This window comes from Williamsia sp. Leaf354, from assembly GCF_001424365.1.
Classification (GTDB): Bacteria; Actinomycetota; Actinomycetes; order Mycobacteriales; family Mycobacteriaceae; genus Williamsia_A.
The window spans coordinates 263,717-283,005 of the sequence record NZ_LMPL01000003.1 but is presented as its reverse complement, the minus strand read 5'-3'; the positions used below and the strand labels follow the sequence as shown (position 1 = coordinate 283,005).

Genomic DNA, 19,289 nt, shown 5'->3' with positions numbered 1-19,289 from the left:
GCTGGAGTGGAGTGTGCGGGTGCCCGGCGCCTCACTGTGCCCGGGCGTGGGCGGGCACGCGCGGGGTCACGATGTCGACGACGGGTGTCCGCGGAGCGGGTCTCGGCAACGGTTCCGGGACGGGGCCGGGTCTGCCTCGTCCGACGTCGTCGAGGTCCATGGCCAATTCATGGCTGTATTTCAAGAATGTCACCAACAATGACAGGGCCGCGACCGTCGCCGGAATGGTGACCGTGCCGATGTCCAATTGCATGGTGAGGAAGAAGAATCCGATGAAACCGCCGCCATAGAATGCCAGATTCCAATGGGTCGTCCGCAGACACTGATATGCGAGATAACTCGCATACAGGAATGTCAGAACGAATACCGTCGCCACGATCACGCCGCCGCGATATGTCGCCAAAAGGGGCGCATTGGCCACGAAGTTGGTCGCGATCGATTTCGACGGGTCCTTGAATTCGATGAGCCCCCATCCACGCCCGAACACCCATTTCCCACCCATGTAGCCGGGGAAATCCTTGAGGGCGTCGAGACGTGCGTTCGATCCGGCGTCCTGCGACCCGAACGAACTGAAGATGCGGTTGCGGATCTTGGGCACCGCGATCGCGACGCAGAACCCGAGGAAGAAGACACCGACGATCCCCATGCGCTGACGGGTGCTCAGGCTCGCGAACACCAGCATGAGGACCACGCCGACGACCACGGCGAACAACGACGCGCGGCTCAGCGTGAGCGCCAGGGCGAGCAGCAGGATCGCGCCACAGGCGACCCGTCGCCACCCGTCGAACACGACGGCGCAGATCAGTGCGGCCACGAGGATGGCGATGCCCGCGGAGTTCGGTTCGAGGAACGTCCCCGCCAGTCGGGCCACCGCGCCGCTCTCGGTGTAGACGAAGAAGTTGTTGTCCTTCACGCCGTAACCCAGGATCGACAGCGCCTTGAGCACGCGTCCTCCGGAGTCGCCGAACACGATGCCGATGGCGAGCAGGGACGCGGCGGTCGCCGAGACCACGTAGACCTGACCGAATCTGCGCAGTTGGTCGCGGGGGAGACGCAGCAGCACGATGATCAACAGCGTCGCTGTGGTCCACTTGACGTACTCCATGATGGCGATGAGGTTGAACCCGCTCGCCACCAGCGACACGAACGACACCCCCACCAGGGCCAGCACCCAGCGTTCGAGTGTGCTGAACCCCGTGACCTCCCACGGATGGATGATCGTGGCGAGCAGGGAACCCATCGCGAAGCTGAACACCATGGGCACGTGCACACCCGGCAGGTATCCGGCGGGGAACATCCCGGCGACGAACGCGAGAAGCCACAGCAGCCAGATGGGGTGGCGCAACCCCACGTACACACCGACGATCATCGCCAGACCGGCCAGGGTCGCCTTCAGCGCCGACCCGCCGAGGTAAATCGCGCCGAATGCGGCGAGCAGAGCAACTGCGACCACGATGACGCGATAGACGACCTTCACGTGGGCAATCTTTGCATCTCGATGTGGGAGTGCAAGTCGGTATGGTCGTTCGGGCATCCCCGGCGCGTCGGTGGACGTCGGGTTAGGGTTGTCCGGGCATGGCAGGCGAGGTCTCCATCGCACATTGTCGTATCGTTCGGGTCGGTGGTCGCGTTCGCTCGTGACCCGTCGGAGACAGATCATGTTCGCGTCGAAGACGAATCGTTCATCAGTTTTCTGGCCGGATGCTTCTCCGGCCTGAAGGGAGTCCATCGCGTGGCTATTCGCGAGTATGTACGGATATTCGTGAAGTTCTGGTGGGTGATCGTGGTGTTCGCCGTGATCGGCGCAGCAGGCGGATACGCCTACAGCGTCTTCTTCCAGGACTCCGGGTACGCCGCGACGTCGCGACTGTTCGCGACGGCCGAGGGCGGGTCGTCGGTGGGCGAGTCCTACCAGAACAACCTCTTCGCGCAGGAACGCGTCAACTCCTACGCCGCCATCGCCACGAGCGATCAGGTGGCGCGTCGTGCGTCGGCCGCGCTCGGTGGGGCGGTCAGCGCCGACACCCTGCGCGCCCACACCACCGCTGCGGCCATCGACAAGACGGTCATCATGGCCGTCACCGTCACCGACTCCTCACCGCGTCGTGCGCAGTCCTACGCCAACGCCGTCGCCCAGCAGACCGCCGTCGTGGTCCAGGAACTCGAGACGTCGCGTCGCGGCGGCGGTGCCGCGGCGACGGCCATCGTCCTCGACGACGCCGACCTGCCGTCGACCCCGGTCGGGTTCTCGGTCTGGATCCTGCTGATCATGGGTGTCGCGGCCGGTCTCGTCGTGGGCATCCTCGTCGCGGTCGGTCTCGCACTGCTCGACCGCCGGGTGCGTGACAGCGCCTCGGTCGCCACCAGCAGCGGGCACCACCTCCTCGCCGAGATCCCGACGAGCGACCTCTACGTCGAGGCCGCCGTCACCGGCAGCGGGGAGGGCATGGAGCCCTTCCGCACCCTGCGCACGAACATCCGCTTCATCGGTGCCTCCGCGTCGGCCGCGGGCACCTCGCCGCGCGTCATCACCGTCACCGGACCCGGCGCGGGTGTCGGCCGCACGACCGTCGCGCTCGGACTCGCCGGCGTGCTCGCCGATTCCGGCCACGACGTCCTGCTCATCGACGCCGACCTCGCGGGCAACGGCATCGCCCGCGCCATCTCCATCACCTCCGACAAGGGTCTGTCGTCGGCCGTGGTGGGCGAGGGCGACCTGGTGTCGAACGTGGTTCGTCTGCGCGAGAACCTCGCCGTGCTGCCCGCGGGCAAGCGACCGCCGACGGCCGGCGAGCTCATCTCCTCGGAGGGCTTCGACGAGGTCCTCGCCCAGGCCCGTCGCCGCTTCGACTTCGTCGTGCTCGACACGCCGGCCACCGACGCCTCGACGTCGGCGGCGGTGTGCGCCGCACTCTCCGATGCGACCGTGGTGCTCGCGCGGCTCAACCGGACCACCCGCCCCGGCCTGAAGTCGTCGGTCGAGTCGCTGGTGGCGCTCGGTGTCCAGGTGGTCGGTGTGGCCGTGACCCACGCCGCGGTGTCGGGTGCGTCGGAGAAGGCCGCCGCCGACTCGGAGCGTGGATGAGCGGGTCACGGGCATGACACGACCGCTTCGGCGGTCGACGGACGCCGCACCGGTGCGACGCCGTCCGGATCGTCGGACGGCTCGGTCAATCCTGCTCGGCGCCACCACGATGCTGGCGGTCGCGGTGACCGCGGCCTGCTCGGTGTCGCCGCCGGACAACACCTCGGTACCCATCAACCCCTCGGTGTCGGGACCGGCGCTGGTGTCGCAGTACCCGACCGTGACGCTCACGCAGCCGCGCGACTCGCGCAGCCCCGGCGGCGTTGTCGCGCTGCAGGACCCGCCCACCCCCGTCGACCCCGACCTGTCCTCGGTCGGGGTGTCGATCCGGCGGATCGTCTACCGCTCGACCTCCGGGCTCGACAACTCGCCCACCGAGGTGTCGGGGGTCGTTGTCGTGCCCAACGGTCCGCCGCCCGACGGCGGCTGGCCGGTCGTCGCCTACGGCCGACCGAACTCCGGAATCCAGCCGCAGTGCGCGCCGTCGCTGTTCGGGTCGATGCTCGGCAACGCCGAGGTGATGGCCAACATCGCGGTGTCCGGATACGTCGTGGTCATGTCGGACTACCAGGGCATCGGTCAGTCCGGTCCGGTCGTACCGTTCCTCGACGCCACGACCTACGGCAACAACCTCATCGACGCCGTGCGCGCCGCACACGCCCTCAACCCCACCGTGGTCAGCACGAAGTGGATCTCCTACGGCGGAGCCCTCGGTGGGCTGGCGTCGTGGGCCGCGGGTGACCGGTCGGTGGCCTACGGCCAGGGTCTCGACCTGCTCGGCTCCGCGTCGATCGCCCCCTGGGCCGACATGACCGGACTCGTCGACCGCGCGGTCAGCGGAACCCTCAACCCGGCGCAGTACTCGGTGTACATCTACACCCTGCAGTCGATCGCGGACTCGAACCCGTCGATGAACCTCGACGACTACCGGTCGCCGTACGCGCGCAGCATCTGGCCGACCCTCCTGCAGTGTCTGCCCACCGCGCGCACATCGGTGGAGGACATCGGGCGGGCGATCACCTCGCTGGGCCCCGACGACCTCAAACCGAACTCGATAGCGGCCGCGACGTTCCTGAAGTCGCGTATCGCCGCGCGTGCGGTACCGGTGGGCGCGAACAAGCAGCCCGCGCTGATCATCTACGGCACCGACGACCAGGTCGCCGACGTCGGTCCGACCGAGGCCGCCATCACGAAGGCCTGCCAGGACGGTCAGCGACTGTTCGTGGTCCGTCGCGCGGGGGAGACCCAGGAGGATCTCAAGGCCGATCAGGCCGTGGACTTCGTCAACACCCTGCGACTCGGCGGCGGCAACGTGACGAACTGCGGGGATCGCCCGTGAAGTCGCCCTCCACGTCGACCATGAGCGACTACGGCCGGATCCTGCGCCGGTCGTGGATCACCGTTCTCGTCGCCGTCATCGGCGGCATGGCCGTCGGGTGGTTCGCGCAGAGCATGGAGAAGCCGGAGTACACGAGCCAGGCCGTGATGGTCGCGAAGGCGCCCGGACCGCCGTCGGTCGTCGCTGCGTACGCCAGCGATCTGTCCGGTCGCGCGGAGATCGAGACCATGCGCAACCTCGCGCTGTCACAACAGGTTCTGATGCGGGTGCTCGTCGCCGACCGGGCGAAGGTGCTCGGCGACGGCGTGACCACCGCGGACCTCGCCTCGCGCATCACCGTGTTCCCGGTGCCCAACAGTGCGGTGTTCCGCATCGTCACCACCGGTGACACCGCCCAGGCGGCCACCACGCTCGCCTCGTCGATGGCCGATCAGATGCGACAGGTGGTGAGCGAACTCGAACCCGAGGGCACGGAGTCGGTGCAGTCGGAGCTGTTCGTGGTCGACGCCGCCACCCCGGCGGGCGCGGCCACCGAGACCAGCCTGACGCAGGCGATCGGGCTCGGTGGCGCCATCGGGTTCGGCGTCGCGGCGATCGCGCTCATCGGGGCGAACATGATCGGCAACCGCGTCGGGGACGGCCGCGATGCCCTGCACACACTGCGCGATGTCCGAGGACTGAGGAAAACATGACGAAGCGGAGACCTGTGACGAAGCGCGACACCGACCGATCGCGCGGACCGGTGGTCGGGCGAGTCCGTTCGCTCGCGGTGATCGGTTGTGTCGCAGCTGTGCTCGCCACGACCGTGGCCTGTGGTTCGGACTCCGACAGTGCCGACTCCGATCCCGCCCAGTCGACCATCGGCGCGCCGCTGGCCGTCGACACCCGCGACACCGGGGTCGGCTCCATCGTCAGCGCCAACGAGATGCCGCTGCTCGACCGACGTGTGAGCGCGGCGTCGTCGATCGCCGCCCGCGTGGTCTACCGCTCGACCTCGGGCATCGACGACAGTCGCACCGAGGTCTCGAGTGCGATCTTCATCCCTTCGGGCACGCCCCCCACCGGTGGCTGGCCGGTCATCGCGCTCGGCCACGGCACCACCGGTGTGCTCGGTGAGTGCGGACCGACCCTCGATCCGACGCTGCTGGGGATCTCGATCATCGCCAGTGGTCTGGTGAGCGAGGGCTTCGCGGTCACCGTGTCCGACTACCAGGGCCTCGGTGCACCCGGTGTGACCGAACCGACACACCCCTATCTCGACGCCGCGACCGAGGGCATGAACGTCATCGACTCGGTCCGCGCCGCGCGCCGCCTGTCGCCGTCGGTGTCCAACCGATGGGCGGCTCTGGGCACCTCGCAGGGTGGGCAGGCCGTGTTCGCGGCCAACGAGCTCGCCGGTTCCTATGCCCCCGACCTCGACCTCCTCGGCACCGCCGCCGCGTCGCCGCCGCTCGACATCGCGCCGCTGGCGCAGGCCGCGGCACAGCGCAGGCTCACCGAGGACCAGCGCGGCCTCATGCAGTGGATGCTGTTGGTGCTCAAGCACGAGAACCCGGACCTCGACCTGGACTCGTACCGTCGGGGTGTCGTGGAATCGAACTGGGATCTGTTGTCGCAGTGCAGCCCTGCGTTCACCGAGCGCCGCGCAGCGGTCATCAAGGAGATCAGTCCCGACGACCTCACACCGTCGTCGACCGAGGCCACCGACGCGCTCACCGCGCTCCTGGCGCGCCGCAGTCTGCCGGTCCGCCGGGCAGCGGCACCGATCCTGGTGCTCTACGGCGGGCGCGATCAGCTGGTGACACCGCAGTGGACCACCGACGCCGTCGCCCGTGCGTGCCGCCTCGGCGACACCATCCAGTCGGTGCTGCAACCCGACCGTGGCCACGCCGACATCGACATCTCGATCGCGACGAGCTGGCTGCAGAACCGGTTCAACAACCGGGCCGTCGTGAACGATTGCGGGCGTCTGACCTGAGGCCGGGCGGTTCGTCCGAGTGGTGACGCCTTACCACGGCGGTTAGGGTGAGCGCGTGGGGTCGGGTACGTCGACTCCCACAGGGGGTGGCCGGGGGGCCTGCGAAACCGTGCAACGGCTTCTACCATCACTCTCGTGACCTCGTTGCGGTGATCCATCGGCACGCTGTGCCGTTCCGTGACGCCAGCTCGCCTCTGCCGCACCTGTGCGTCGGAGGCCGCAGACCACGAAACGGACGGTGACGGTGAACACCTCAGCGCAGCTCGAGACCGGGGCCGCCAGTTCGTCGACGACCGCCCGACCCGCCGCTGTATGGCGTGTGGCGGGGTCGACCTCATGACCGCCGACACCCCGCACCGGACCGGACACATCCCGGTCGTGCCGGCCTCCGCGATCTCCGGGACACCGGTCACGGCAACGGTGGCGCCGCGTCGTCGCGGCCGTATCAAGGGGCTCGACGGACCACGTGGAATCGCCTGCATCGCCGTCCTCGTCGTCCACGTGGCCGCGCACTACTCACCCGACACAACTGTCGACAGCAAGATCGGGATCCTGGGGCAGGCGCTGATCTTCTTCTTCGGACTCTCGGGTTTCCTGCTCTTCCTGCCCTTCGTCCGAGCCCTGTTCCTCGGCGCCCCGAAGCAGCCCGACGTGCGGCAGTTCGTCATCCACCGCCTCCTGCGGATCTTCCCCGTCTACATCGTGATCTTCCTGATCGCGAACTTCGCCCTGCAGGCCGCGTACCTCACCAACGCGGAGAAGTCGCTGGTCATCGGCTCGCAAGCCGGCACCGGGATGATCACCGATCCGTGGACGTTCGTCGCCAACCTGTTCCTCGTACAGACGTACTTCCCGAGCCTCATCCAGACCGGCGTGAACCCGTCCTGGTCGCTGACGCTGGAGTACGCGTTCTACTTCGCGCTGCCGATCGTGGGCGCGCTGATGTTCGCACTGCGTCGCCGGATGAAGTGGAACCCGGTGGTCATCGGTCTGATCCCACCGATCCTGTTCGTCGTCATCGGTGTCGCGGGCAAGGTGTTCGCCTACCACCTCGCGCACCGCGCCGGCATCACCGACATCGCCGAGCAGAACTTCGGGGCCAACTGGTCGGCGGTCGTGCTGCGCAGCTTCCTCGGCGGCAGTGACGCGTTCGCGTTCGGTATGGCCGCGGCGGTGCTGTTCGTCGCCGTCGAGGTCGGTCCCGAGGGATCGCGACTCGGCACGCGGCTGCGGCGGTGGTCGATCGTGGGGCTCGTCGTGTCGACGGTCGCGATGCTGGCGCTGCTCGCCCTCAAGTCGAACTTCCAGGTGACCGCGACCGGTCTGGCCGCGGGGCTGTTCATCCTCATCATCGTGTTGCCGCTCGCCGAGGGTCGTCGCTCCCGGATGGCCGACATCCTCGACTTCGCGCCGTTCGAGTACCTGGGCAAGATCTCGCTGGGCATCTACCTCTGGCACTTCCCGCTGCTGATCGCGCTGGGACGATGGGGCCTGCTCGCGGGCGACAGCGTGGGCGGAATGCTCGGCAACCTGGCCATCGTCGGCGTTCTCTCGGTCGCGTGTGCCGCTGTGACCTACCGCTTCGTGGAGGAGCCCGGGCTGAAATACGCCCGCAAGTTGCGTATCAAGTAGCGAGGTTTCGCTAGAGTCAACTTATTAACGACCATCAACGTCCATTTAGACGACTTCACGGCCGGGGCGCTCCGTCGGCGATGGTCGCTGTCCTCGTCGCGTTGATGGTGCTCACCACCGCCTGCGGGACCGATCCCGCCGGTGACACCGCCACCTCGACAGAGTCGACCCGTCCGACCCCCGTGGCCGCCGCACCGGAGCTGGTGCCCATCGGCGTGAACGGCGGCAGCATGCTGATCGTCGAGGACGACACGGTTCTCGAACGGTCGATGTCGGCGATGAACGACCTGGGGGTCCGCAGTCTGCGTCTGGACATCGCCTGGCCGTTCGTCGAACCCGTCGAGGGTGTCTTCAACTGGGCGCCGGTCGACCGGGTCGTCGACGCCGCGAGAGCCCACGGGATCGAGATCGTCGGCGTCATCGACTACACGCCCCGCTGGCAGATCGGCGGATCCTCGCAGTTCACCCGCCGCCCGGCCTCGGCCGCCGCCTTCGGTCGCTTCGCCGGCGACGTCGCCGAGCGCTACTCGGGTCGCGTGTCCACGCTCGAGATCTGGAACGAACCCAACGGCGGGTACTTCTTCCGTCCCGGACCCGATCCGGTGTTCTACACGTCGATGCTCAAGGCGGCCTATCGGCAGATCAAGGCGGCCGACTCACGCATCACGGTCCTCGGCGGCTCTGTCGCCACCGCCGTCGACACCTCCACGACGATGAACGGCCGCACGTTCGTCGAGAAGATGTACGCCGCCGGGGCGGGGCGGTACATGGACGCGCTGTCGGTGCACCCGTACTCCTATCCCACCTCGTACTCCACCGACCCCCTCGATCCGGACGGGGCGATGCGGATGGTGGCCGGGATGTACTCGGTCATGCAGGCGCACGGTGACGGCGAGAAGAAGATCTGGGCCACCGAGGTGGGGTTCCCGACCTCGGGCACACCGATCTCCGACGCCGCGACCCAGGCGGCGATCATCACCGAGTCGATCCGTGAGTGGTCCCAGCTGTCGTTCGCGGGCCCGATCCTGGTCCAGGAACTGCGCGACCGCAAAGACGACTCCTCCGATCGCGAGGACACCTTCGGCATCATGCGGGTCGACTTCTCGGCCAAGCCGCTCTACACCTCGTTGAAGAGCCTCATCGCCGGCAGCCTCAACGACGACGTCGTGTACCAGCGCGTGCTGGGGGCGTCCTCGCGTGCCCAGTTCCCCATCGGCGGCCCGGTCACCCCGTGGTACCGCCAGGCGTCACCGCGCGGGACGCAGCAGATCCGGCAGGAGTTCACCGGGGGAGCGGTCACCTGCTGGATGGACCGGTGCTTCGCCTCGCCGACCGCCGTGGTGGCCGCGATGGATCGAGCGGGATCGACACCGACGGGCCCGATGGTCGACGGGCGGCAACCGGTCGACGATCTGGTGCCCACCGAGTACTTCTGGTCACCTCGGACCGGCGCGCACCCGCTGTCGGGTGAGATGCTGGACGCATGGCGACCGCAGTTCGGACTACCGATGACCGATGAGTTCCGCGATGGCGACACCACCGTGGTCCGGTGCCAGTTCGCGACCCTGCGCAGGCCGGGTCGTGGCTCGGTGACCGTGGACCCGGTGTGAGGAGGCCCGCAGGGCTCACCCGACCGGTCACATGGAGCATCGCGATCATCCTGGTGCTCGTCGTGGCCGTGGTGGTCGTGCTCGTCGTCGGGTTGTCGAACCCCGACGGCACCGACAATCCCGCCCGGGGCGGTGACGCCCCCGGTTCGGTGCTCTCGGCCACGCCGATGGACGACCTCCCGCTGCTGATGAAGCTCGGGAAGGTGAAGGGCTCGGTGGTCCAGTACGTGTCCACCGACTCCTCCGGCAAGCGCACACGCGTGAGCGGCACCGTCTTCAAGCCCGGCGGTGAGGCGCCGGCGGGCGGGTGGCCCGTCGTGGCGGTCGCGCACGGGACGCTCGGCATCAACACCGAATGCGGTCCGTCGTTGTCGAGCGACCTGCACGGGCTGATCGGCCTCGCGCAGGGACTCCTCGGCGCGAAGTACGCCGTCGCGATCGCCGACTACCAGGGACTGGGCGCGGCCGGGGTCCACCCCTACCTGGACTCGGGTACGGCAGGCCGCAACGTCATCGACTCGGTGCGCGCCCTGCGCTCGGTGTTCGACGACATCTCCCCGCGGTGGGGTGGGTTCGGTTCCTCGCAGGGCGGTGGTGCGATCTGGGCCGCCGACGAGGACGCCCGCACCTACGCACCCGAACTCGACCTCGTCGGTGTCGTCGCCGGTGTACCCGCCGCCGATGTCGTGGGGCTCGTCGCGAAGGCCCGCGCCGGCACCCTGACCCGCGACCAGGCCCCGGCCCTGCAGTGGGTCGTCGAGGCGGCCGCCCGTTCCCACCCCGACATCGTCCGCGACGACTACCGCAGCGGCAGCGCGGTCACGAACTGGGACGTGCTCTCGGCGTGCGCGGGCCCACTGGTCAGCCGACGCGACGCCGCGGCCGACGCGCTAGGGCCGTTCGACCTCGCACCCCGCACCGACGAGGCGGCTGCGCGCCTCACCGACCTCCTGAGGTCGTACGCGTTGCCACGCAAGGCCGTGAGCGCACCGATGTACGTGCTCTACGGCGACGCCGACACCTACATCGACAAGGCCTGGACCCAGGCCGCGGTCGCGAAGGCGTGCGCGCTCGGCGACCGCCTCACCATCAGCGAACAGGCGGGTAAGGGGCACGGCGACATCAACCTCGACAACGCTCTGCCGTGGTTGCAGTCGCGGTTCGCCGGCGCGACCTCCGAGCAGGACTGCTGAGGCGTCGTGTCGGCGGTAGTCGGGAGCGGCCGATCCGAGCCCACCGCACGTGATGTCGCCAAGGCAGCGCGCCGAGCCGAGATCCTGCGTGCTGCAGCGCATCTCATGGCGCGCCGCGGGTACGCGGCCGTCCGACTGGAGGACATCGGGGCCGAGGTCGGTATCAGCGGGCCGGCGATGTACCGGCACTTCGAGGGCAAACACGACCTGCTCGCACAGTTGCTGATCGACGTGTCGCGTCGGCTGCTCGCCGGCGGTCGCGCCGCCCGCGCCGCGCCCGGGGCGGCGGAGGTCCTCGGAGCCCTCATCGACCGCCACGTCGATTTCGCGGTGTCCGAACCCGATCTCATCGAGGTCCAGTTCCGTGATCTGTCCTCGCTCGACACCGACGCCCGGCACCTCGTGCGGCGTCTGCAACGCGAGTACGTCGACATCTGGGCCGATGTCCTCGTCGAGCACCTCGCGGTACCGCGCGACGAGGCGCGGACCAGGGCACATGCGGTCTTCGGTCTGATCAACTCCTCGCCACGGCTGCGTGACGTGCCCACCCCGCAGGTGCGCGATCTGCTCGTCGCGATGGCGCGAGCCGCCGCCGAGCAACCGACCTGACCACACCGATCGACCGCCAGTTCATCTGGCGGCGCCCCTGATGGACGCCTGTACGTAACGCCGGTCACGCAGAATCAGATGTAGCCGTCAAGACCTCGTACAAGCACGCTCACCGCGCGGGGAAACCAGTTAGGCTGAGAAACCAGTTCGTCCGCAGACCGGTTCGACTGTGGTCGTCATGAAGGGAGTGTCGTGACCTCGTTGCCGTTCCGCCCGCACGCACGCTCCACTGTTCCCGCGACCGACGCCCGCTTCGTCCAGCCCCGTTCTCAGCACTGGATGTACAAGTACGCCGCGCGCGCCCGCATCGTCGATCTCGTCGTCATCACCATCGCCGTCGCCACGGCGCTCATCGTGCGGTTCGGGTACCACCTCACCCACACCCTCGGCCGCTTCAGCTGGCCCGCCATCTTCGTCGCGGGTGCCATCGTCGTGTGGTGGTTCGGGATGCTGCGCATCACGCAGAGTTCGGACCGTCGCGTGCTGGGGAGCGGCCCCAACGAGTACAGCCGGGTGCTCACCTCCTCGGTGACCACCTTCGGCGTGTTCGCGATCGTCGATCAGCTGATGGCCCTGAGTGTCGCGCGCGGCTTCCTCGCCATCGCGTTCCCGCTCGGCACCGCACTGCTGTTGCTGAGCCGCTGGAGCATGCGGCGCTACCTCGTCAGCATGCGCCGATCCCGTAAGTACCTCGAACGGGTGCTCATCATGGGTGGAGTCCGCTCGGCCCGGCCGCTGATCGACCGACTCGAGGCGAGCCCCGAGCTGGGGTTCGAGGTGGTCGGACTGTGCGTGCCGGTCGAGAAGCCGACCGATCCCGAGATCATCGAGTCGTGCGGACGACTGATCCCGGTGTTCGGCGACTTCTCCGACGCCCGCAGCGCCGTCGCGCTGTCGGGTGCCACCACCGTCGCCGTCACCTCCGCCGAGGTCCTCGGGCACTCCGCGATGCGGGAACTGTCGTGGGACCTCGACGACATGGACGTCGAGATGCTGGTGTCGCCCGGTGTGACCGATGTCGCCGGCCCGCGCATGATGGTGCGGCCCGTCGCGGGACTCCCGCTGCTGCACATCGACAAGCCCGCCTACGAGGGCGCGAACCGTTTCCTCAAGTCGGCCTTCGACCGCAGCGCCACCGCGGTCCTGCTGATCCTGCTCTCGCCGGTGATGCTCGCCTGCGCGATCGCCATCAAGGTGAGCTCGCCGGGCCCCGTCTTCTATCGCGGCGAACGTGTCGGACTGGGCAACGAGCCGTTCCCGATGTGGAAGTTCCGGTCCATGGTCGTCGGCGCCGACGCGCAACGGCAGATGCTGGCCGGCCAGAGTCAGGGCAACGGGGTCCTGTTCAAGATGGCCGACGACCCCCGCGTCACCCGCGTCGGCAAGTTCCTCCGCAAGTACAGCCTCGACGAACTGCCCCAGTTGTTCAACGTGATGGGTGGCTCCATGAGCCTCGTCGGTCCGCGTCCGCCGCTGCGGGAGGAGGTCGAGACCTACGACCACGTGGTGACACGCCGGATGTTGGTGCGTCCCGGCATCACCGGCCTGTGGCAGGTCTCGGGCCGCTCGGACCTCTCGTGGGAGGAGTCGGTGCGTCTCGACCTCTCCTACGTGGAGAACTGGTCGATCATGCAGGACATCCTCATCCTGTGGCGCACCGCGAAGGCCGTCGTCTCCCGCGACGGCGCGTACTGATCCGTCACGTTCGCTCTCCCGCCTCGGGCGTCACGCCAGCGGTGGCCTCCGTCGGCTGACCGGCACGGGCGTCGGATTGCGGAACACCCGCAGGATCACCGCCACCGGCGCGTCCTCGGCGAGGCCGAACCCGTGCCGCAGACCCCGGTCGATCACCGCGAGCGCGGTGGCGTGCGAGGGTGAGATCCGGTGTCGCTCCTCGTCGTCGGCGGCGTAGAGCGACGGGGGGACCAGTGGTGACACCGCGAGCCCCAGAGCCGTGGCCCGCAGCCACACCGCCTCGGTCGCCATCCCGCCGCGTACGAAACTCGCCCGGTCCCAGTCCTCGACGCTGATCGCGAGAAGAGCCGACGACGAACGTGCCACACCCGTGGTGGGCCCGCCGAGCGCCGATCCGGCGCCCCAGGCCTCGAGGTGGGCCATGACGTCGGGGCGGGAGACGAGGTCGAGCATCCCGCGCGCGGCGACCGGCACACCGAGGGACTCGATGTCGACGCCGGTGTCGGGATCTCTTGACCCCGGACGCCGCCGCGCCCCGATCGTCTCGGCATGGAGTGCCGGCGTGAGGTGCCGGATGCGGGCGCTGTCGCCCAGCAGTGCGGCGCAGGTCTCGAGGCGTGTCCGGTCGGTCAGCACGTGCACATGGGCACCCGCTGCGGTGAGCGCCTCGACCTCCGTCGGCCCCAGGGGCGAGCCGTCACCGGGGAGTCGAGATGTGGCGCGCCGCAGCACGAGGTCGATGTCGCACGCCCGGTGGTCGGTGCCGGCGCCCATCTCGTGGCGGACACGCATCCCGTCCTCGCGGATCGTCGTGCGTCCCAACCGTCCTCGCGCCGACGCCGCGACCTCCATGTTGTGGGCGAGCGCACCGAGGGCCACCGCACTCATCCGGCGCTCGAGATCTGTGGTGCCTGGCGGCCCGGTCTCCCGGATGCGCGCGTCGATCCCCTCGGCGTCGATCGCGATCGACCAGGGCTGGCTGTTGTGGGCCGACGGCGCGCGTGACGCCGCGTACGCGACGGCCTCGGCGTCGGGCAGTGACCCGAAGGTCGCGGCGACGTCGGGGATCGGGGGTGTCGTTGTCGGGGGTGGTGTGGTCGGCAGGTCGTCGAGGGGGTCGTGCACGCCATCGAGCGCCGCCTCGATGTCGATGCGCACTCGACCGGACGGCAGGGGAAGGCCCAACCCGAAACGCCGCACCGCGGCCGCACACGATGCGCCACCGAGTGCGACGTCGCCACCGAGTTGCGGCCACGTCGCCAGTGTCGCCCCGACCTCGAGGGCCGAGGCGGCCATGCGCGAGGTGACGCGCGTGGGGTCGAGCAGGGCCAGCGCCAGCGGCACCTTCTCACCCGCGGTCAGTCCGGCCAGGCCCGCCGCGTCGATGTCGCCGAGCAGTCCGTGGAACAGCGGGCGATCCGGCGACAGGTCGTAGCGCTCCACATCGAGCACACCGCCGTCGCTGGTCTCCATGATCACGGGTATCCCGGCGGCGCGTGCCCGGTCACGGATCAGCACCTTGGCGTCGAAGGAATCGCATTCCTCGGCGACCAGATGGAGTCCGTCGAGAAAGGCCGCAGCGGTGGTCTCGTCGATGCCGACCGGCATGATCTCGACCGTCAGATAGGGGTCGATCTCGGCGATGCGTCGTGCCGCCACGACCGCCTTGTTGACGCCGATGTCGAAGACCGTCGCCGGGACACGGTTGAGATTGGACAGGTCGATCTCGTCGAAATCGGCGAGCCGTAGCGTGCCGGCGAGTCCCTCGACGGCGATGGTGTGGGCGATGCAGTGCCCGACGCTCAGGCCGACCACGCCGATCCGGCGCGTGCGCAGCATGGCGTCCTCGGCAAGGGTGATCTTGTTCTGGTTCCGATCGAGCCGCAGGCGCCGGAAGCCGCTGGGTCCCAACAGGTGTACGAGAGTCGACCGCCACGGATAGAAGACCCACCGTGTGTCGTGCAGGTCGTGGTTGTCAGGGGCGGGGACCACCTCGCCCAGCGAGGTCCGTTGCGCCGCCAGCGTGTCGGTCACCCGTACGGCGTAATCGTCTCGGAGGGTGGCGATGCGGAGACGGTCGCGATCGTCGCGGGGGTCGAGGATCTCGACCGTGGCCTGGTCCGACGTCGGGCGTGAAGAAATCGTCGATGAATGATCGGACATGTCGATCCCTCTTTTCCGAAAGCGTGTTTAATGGTTTCCCGGGGGCGATGTCGAGAATCATCATCGACTGTCGTACGGGGTTGTCGGGGGACATTCACCAACGCATATGGCGTATGTATTCCGTTGAATTCTGTGCATTATTCGACATTGAAGAATGGTCTTTCTGCCGACGTCGTCTCCGTGTCCCGATCCCGGAGTTCTCCCGTTGCAGAAAGGTGCGCGATGTCCGTCGCAACAGTTGTGCCGTCCTCATCCCGTCTTGCCGACCGGCTCCCCGGAGCCGGTGTGACGACGATGACCGATCCGTCGAGCGGGTGCCGACTCACCATGGCCACCCCCGACGCCGCGCCGGAGCTCTGGATCCGCTGTCTCGACGGCGCCCGAGCGGTCTACCGGGCTCATCGGGTCTCCGCGGCCCTCGACTACGACGCCGTCGTCGACGGGACCTCCACGAGCGTGTTCTTCGCGGTGACCGATGACCGCGACGTACTGCTCGGTGGGCTTCGGGTGCAGGGCGCCTACGTCTCGGTCGACCAGACCCACGCGCTGCAGGAGTGGTCGGGGTGCGACGGTCGTGACGCGCTGATCGATGCGATCGAGCGACGCCTCGACGCCGGCGTGGTCGAGGTGAAGACCGCCTGGGTCAACCCGCTGGCCGACGACCCGTCGGCGGTGTCGTCGCTGTTGGCGCGCGTGGCCCTGCCCATCGTCTCCGCCACGGGCGTGCGGTACATCATGGCCACCGCCGCCGAACACGTGCTGCGTCGATGGTCGTCCTCGGGTGGCCGCGTCGACAAGACCGTCCCGGCGTCGCCGTATCCCGACGACCGTTACCGGACGAGTCTGATGTGGTGGGACGCCGCGACACTCGCCGGCCAGGCCGACCCGACCGTGTACGCCCAGATGCGCCACGACACCGTCGGACTGCTCGGTCCCGACGCCCTGCTCGGCACCGCCGAGAGGATCGACTCGATGGACCGCAGCGGTCACGCGGCCTGATCCCTCACGCCATCCGGCGGGCCGGAGCCACGGCGCCGACGGCGTTGCCCTCCACGAAGTGGATCGGTGACGACGACAGGCACACCACGCGGTCTCGTCCCGCGCTCTTGGCCACGTAGACCCACCGGTCGGCGAGATGGGTGAGGTGGTCGATCACATGCGAGATGTTCGGACGACCCGATCGCGTGCTCGACAGCGGCGCCGCCACGGCGCCGATGCTCACGGTGACCGTCGATCCCGCGGCCACCGCCTCGCGGATCCGCTCGGCCGTGGCCGACAGCGCGGCCTGACCGGTGGTGCCGCACAAGACGACGAACTCCTCGCCGCCGAACCGTCCGATGAGACTGCTCCGCGGGGCCGCGGACGTGATCGCGGCGACGGTGTCGACGAGGACGGTGTCGCCGACGGCGTGTCCGAGGCGGTCGTTGATCGCCTTGAAATGGTCGACGTCGATGAGCAGGAACCCGATCTGATCACCTGCCGTCGCGACGGTCGCCAGCAGGTCGCCGCTGCGGGCGAGGAATCCGCGCCGGTTGAGCAGACCCGTCAACGGGTCGGTGTCGCCGAGGACGGCGTACCGCTCCATCGTCACCTCGAGGGAGTTGCGCAACGCGGCGACGATGAACACCGGGACCATCACGTTGGCCACGCCGGCGCCGCACCGCACGATGACGCCGACGACGGAGGTGACGTCGATGAACGCCAGCCCGATCGCGAGCGCGACGGCGAACATCGAGAACGACACGACCACGCGGCGCGACGACGACATCGCCGCGATCGCCGGTATGGCCGCGAGCAGGGTGATGATGACCCCCGACGCGGCGGGCTCGGTGACCACGTAGGCGGCCACCGCGATCCCGACCATCCCGATGAAGCCGAAGACGGCGAACAGTCGGTCGCCCAGGCGCCCCACCACCAGCGTGGTGCTGAAGACCAGCAGCGTGAACATCCAGACGGTCACGAGCCACGGCAGACCGCCGTCACGGATGAACGCAGGCTGCAGGAATCCGAGGACCGGAAGGGGTAGTGATCCGCTCGTGCTGAGGAGCACCGCGGCCGAGCGTGCGTCGAACCTGCGCATCATCCTCGCGGTGGCCGAGCCGCGCCCCCGACCGACGACGACCCCGGTGCGCGGATCGGTGTCGAGTTCGGAGATGGAGTGCATCCGGCGGCGGCGCGACTCGTCGACCGCGGCGTCGGCCCGCCTGTCCGGTTCCCGCGGCAGTCCCGCCGGCGGGCGCGTGGTGGCCGCGGGAGGCAGCGGATCGGGGCTCGCCGCAGGGCCGCTCGGCGTCTCCGGGTCCGTGTGCACGACGACAACTATGCCCTGTTCATCGCCGTTTCGTCACAGGTCTGCACGCCGGACATCCGGGGTGGTGGGACCGTGTCACGGGTCGTTGCCGAGGCTTTCCATATCGGCGTCATCGATGCTGTGACAGCCCACAAGTCAGTCGGCCGACGGCCACGGGTAATCCGCACTGTGCATGACGATGTCGCAGCGACCGCAGATCCAGATCCGTTGTGGTGGGTCGCTCCGGTTGTCCCAGCCGACCAGCATCCGGCGGCTGCCCAGACGGTGGCCGAGCGGGCAGTGCGAGGGGAATCGCTCGATCAGGGGCGCCATCATCCACTCCAGACTCGGCCCGCGACGAGATCGCTCGCGACACTACCGGCGTGCCACGACGGGCGTCCCCCGATGGGTGTCACCGACGGGTGTCACCGACGCCCGTGCCGGCCCTGCGCGACGACGCGCAGACGCGGAAGTAGAACACGTTCCATTTCTGCCTCTGAGTGACTAGTGTCACCGCTAGGACACGTCGGGTCATCACCCGACGACGATGTGGAGGTTGTTCGTGAAGACCAAAGGTGCACTGCTCAGGAACTTCAACGAGAAGTGGGCGATCGAGGAGATCGAGATCGGCGAGCCCCGCGCGAGCGAGGTGCGCATCCGCATGGAGGCGGCCGGGATGTGCCACTCCGATCATCACCTGGTGACCGGCGGCATCCCCATGGCCGGATTCCCTGTGCTCGGTGGACACGAGGGTGCCGGTGTCATCGAGGCGGTCGGCGACGGCGTCACCGACTTCGTGGTCGGCGACCACGTGGTGCTGTCGTTCATCCCCTCGTGCGGCAAATGTCCGTCCTGTCGCTCCGGGCTGAGCAACCTCTGCGACTTCGGCGCGATGCTCCTGCAGGGCGAGGCCGTGTCCGACAACACCTTCCGCGTGCACACCGCAGCGGGGGAGAACGTCTACCCGATGACTCTGCTCGGTACCTTCTCGCCGTACATGGTGGTGCACGAGACCTCGGTGGTGAAGATCGATCCGTCGATCCCCTTCGAGGTCGCCTGCCTCGTCGGCTGTGGTGTGCCCACCGGATTCGGGTCGGCGACCCACAGCGCCAAGGTGCAGGTGGGCGAGGACGTGGCGATCGTCGGGTGCGGTGGCGTCGGCATCTCGGCCCTGCAGGGCGCGGTGCTCGCCGGTGCACGCAACGTGTTCGCGATCGACCCCGTCGAGTGGAAACGCGAGCAGGCCATGAAGTTCGGCGCCACCCACGCCTCCGCGAGCGTGGAGGAGGCGGCGATGACCATCGCCGAGGTCACCGAGGGCGGCATGGCCAAGAAGGTCATCGTCACCGTCGGTGAGGTGCACGGCTCCGATGTCGACCTGTGGATGGGCATCACCGCCAAGGCAGGCACCTGCGTCCTCACCGGCATGGGCTCCATGATGGAGACCGACGTGACGCTCAACCTCGCCATGCTCACCCTGCTGCAGAAGAACCTGCAGGGCACCATCTTCGGCGGTTCGAGCCCCAAGCTCGACATCCCGATGCTGCTGTCGCTGTACAAGTCCGGCAAGCTGAACCTCGACGACATGGTGACCCGGCAGTACCGCCTCGAGCAGATCAACGAGGGCTACCAGGACATGCTCGACGGCAAGAACATCCGCGGCGTCATCCGCTTCACCGATGAGGATCACTGAAC

The 19,289-nt window shown here is 68.5% G+C and carries 15 protein-coding genes; 11 read left to right on the top strand and 4 right to left on the bottom strand.

Features of this window, described 5'->3' with window-relative positions:
* Positions 1–31: 31 nt before the first annotated feature.
* Positions 32–1,477: a hypothetical protein gene (locus ASG12_RS21725; RefSeq protein ID WP_055790090.1), complete on the bottom strand. Its 1,446-nt coding sequence runs from the start codon at positions 1,475–1,477 to the stop codon at positions 32–34.
* A gap of 255 nt (positions 1,478–1,732) precedes the next feature.
* Between ASG12_RS21725 and ASG12_RS21260 the strand changes: the two genes are divergently transcribed.
* The 9 genes from ASG12_RS21260 (at position 1,733) to ASG12_RS12765 (ending at position 13,141) form a co-directional block, all read left to right on the top strand.
* Entirely contained in the window at positions 1,733–3,085 is a 1,353-nt protein-coding gene (locus ASG12_RS21260) for a polysaccharide biosynthesis tyrosine autokinase (RefSeq protein ID WP_162243426.1), read from the top strand.
* Positions 3,086–3,098: 13 nt separating this feature from the next.
* The gene (locus ASG12_RS12800; protein WP_156378090.1) at positions 3,099–4,424 is read left to right on the top strand and encodes a lipase family protein; all 1,326 of its coding nucleotides are present in this window, start codon (positions 3,099–3,101) and stop codon (positions 4,422–4,424) included.
* Positions 4,421–5,116 (top strand): YveK family protein, encoded by a 696-nt coding sequence (locus tag ASG12_RS12795; protein WP_055790081.1) that lies wholly within the window; start codon positions 4,421–4,423, stop codon positions 5,114–5,116. The genes ASG12_RS12800 and ASG12_RS12795 overlap by 4 nt, the downstream gene beginning before the upstream one ends.
* Positions 5,117–5,130: 14 nt before the next feature.
* Entirely contained in the window at positions 5,131–6,402 is a 1,272-nt protein-coding gene (locus ASG12_RS12790) for an alpha/beta hydrolase (protein WP_055790078.1), read from the top strand.
* 336 nt (positions 6,403–6,738) lie between these two features.
* Positions 6,739–8,034: an acyltransferase family protein gene (locus tag ASG12_RS12785; RefSeq protein ID WP_055790865.1), complete on the top strand. Its 1,296-nt coding sequence runs from the start codon at positions 6,739–6,741 to the stop codon at positions 8,032–8,034.
* 80 nt (positions 8,035–8,114) lie between these two features.
* A complete protein-coding gene (locus ASG12_RS12780; RefSeq protein ID WP_055790075.1) occupies positions 8,115–9,644 on the top strand; it encodes a beta-galactosidase in 1,530 nt (509 codons plus the stop codon).
* Positions 9,641–10,837 carry a lipase family protein gene (locus tag ASG12_RS12775; RefSeq protein ID WP_055790864.1) on the top strand — a complete coding sequence of 399 codons (1,197 nt, stop codon included), beginning with the start codon at positions 9,641–9,643 and terminating at the stop codon, positions 10,835–10,837. The genes ASG12_RS12780 and ASG12_RS12775 overlap by 4 nt, the downstream gene beginning before the upstream one ends.
* A 6-nt stretch (positions 10,838–10,843) precedes the next feature.
* Positions 10,844–11,446, top strand: coding sequence for a TetR/AcrR family transcriptional regulator (locus ASG12_RS12770; RefSeq protein WP_055790072.1), 603 nt, complete (start codon positions 10,844–10,846; stop codon positions 11,444–11,446).
* A gap of 192 nt (positions 11,447–11,638) precedes the next feature.
* Positions 11,639–13,141 carry a sugar transferase gene (locus ASG12_RS12765; protein ID WP_327197951.1) on the top strand — a complete coding sequence of 501 codons (1,503 nt, stop codon included), beginning with the start codon at positions 11,639–11,641 and terminating at the stop codon, positions 13,139–13,141.
* 30 nt (positions 13,142–13,171) lie between these two features.
* Here ASG12_RS12765 and ASG12_RS12760 read toward each other — a convergent pair whose 3' ends face one another.
* Positions 13,172–15,304, bottom strand: coding sequence for an Rv1355c family protein (locus tag ASG12_RS12760; protein WP_055790067.1), 2,133 nt, complete (start codon positions 15,302–15,304; stop codon positions 13,172–13,174).
* Between the two features lie 294 nt (positions 15,305–15,598).
* Here ASG12_RS12760 and ASG12_RS12755 point away from each other — a divergent pair, with 294 nt between their 5' ends.
* Positions 15,599–16,303 (top strand): hypothetical protein, encoded by a 705-nt coding sequence (locus ASG12_RS12755; protein WP_200932778.1) that lies wholly within the window; start codon positions 15,599–15,601, stop codon positions 16,301–16,303.
* A 4-nt stretch (positions 16,304–16,307) separates the two neighbouring features.
* Here ASG12_RS12755 and ASG12_RS12750 read toward each other — a convergent pair whose 3' ends face one another.
* The gene (locus ASG12_RS12750) at positions 16,308–17,615 is read right to left on the bottom strand and encodes a GGDEF domain-containing protein (protein WP_156378088.1); all 1,308 of its coding nucleotides are present in this window, start codon (positions 17,613–17,615) and stop codon (positions 16,308–16,310) included.
* A 135-nt stretch (positions 17,616–17,750) separates the two neighbouring features.
* A complete protein-coding gene (locus ASG12_RS12745; protein ID WP_055790062.1) occupies positions 17,751–17,930 on the bottom strand; it encodes a hypothetical protein in 180 nt (59 codons plus the stop codon).
* Positions 17,931–18,156: 226 nt separating this feature from the next.
* Between ASG12_RS12745 and ASG12_RS12740 the strand changes: the two genes are divergently transcribed.
* Positions 18,157–19,287, top strand: a complete 1,131-nt coding sequence (locus tag ASG12_RS12740) for an NDMA-dependent alcohol dehydrogenase (protein ID WP_055790861.1) — start codon at positions 18,157–18,159, stop codon at positions 19,285–19,287.
* Positions 19,288–19,289: the final 2 nt, after the last annotated feature.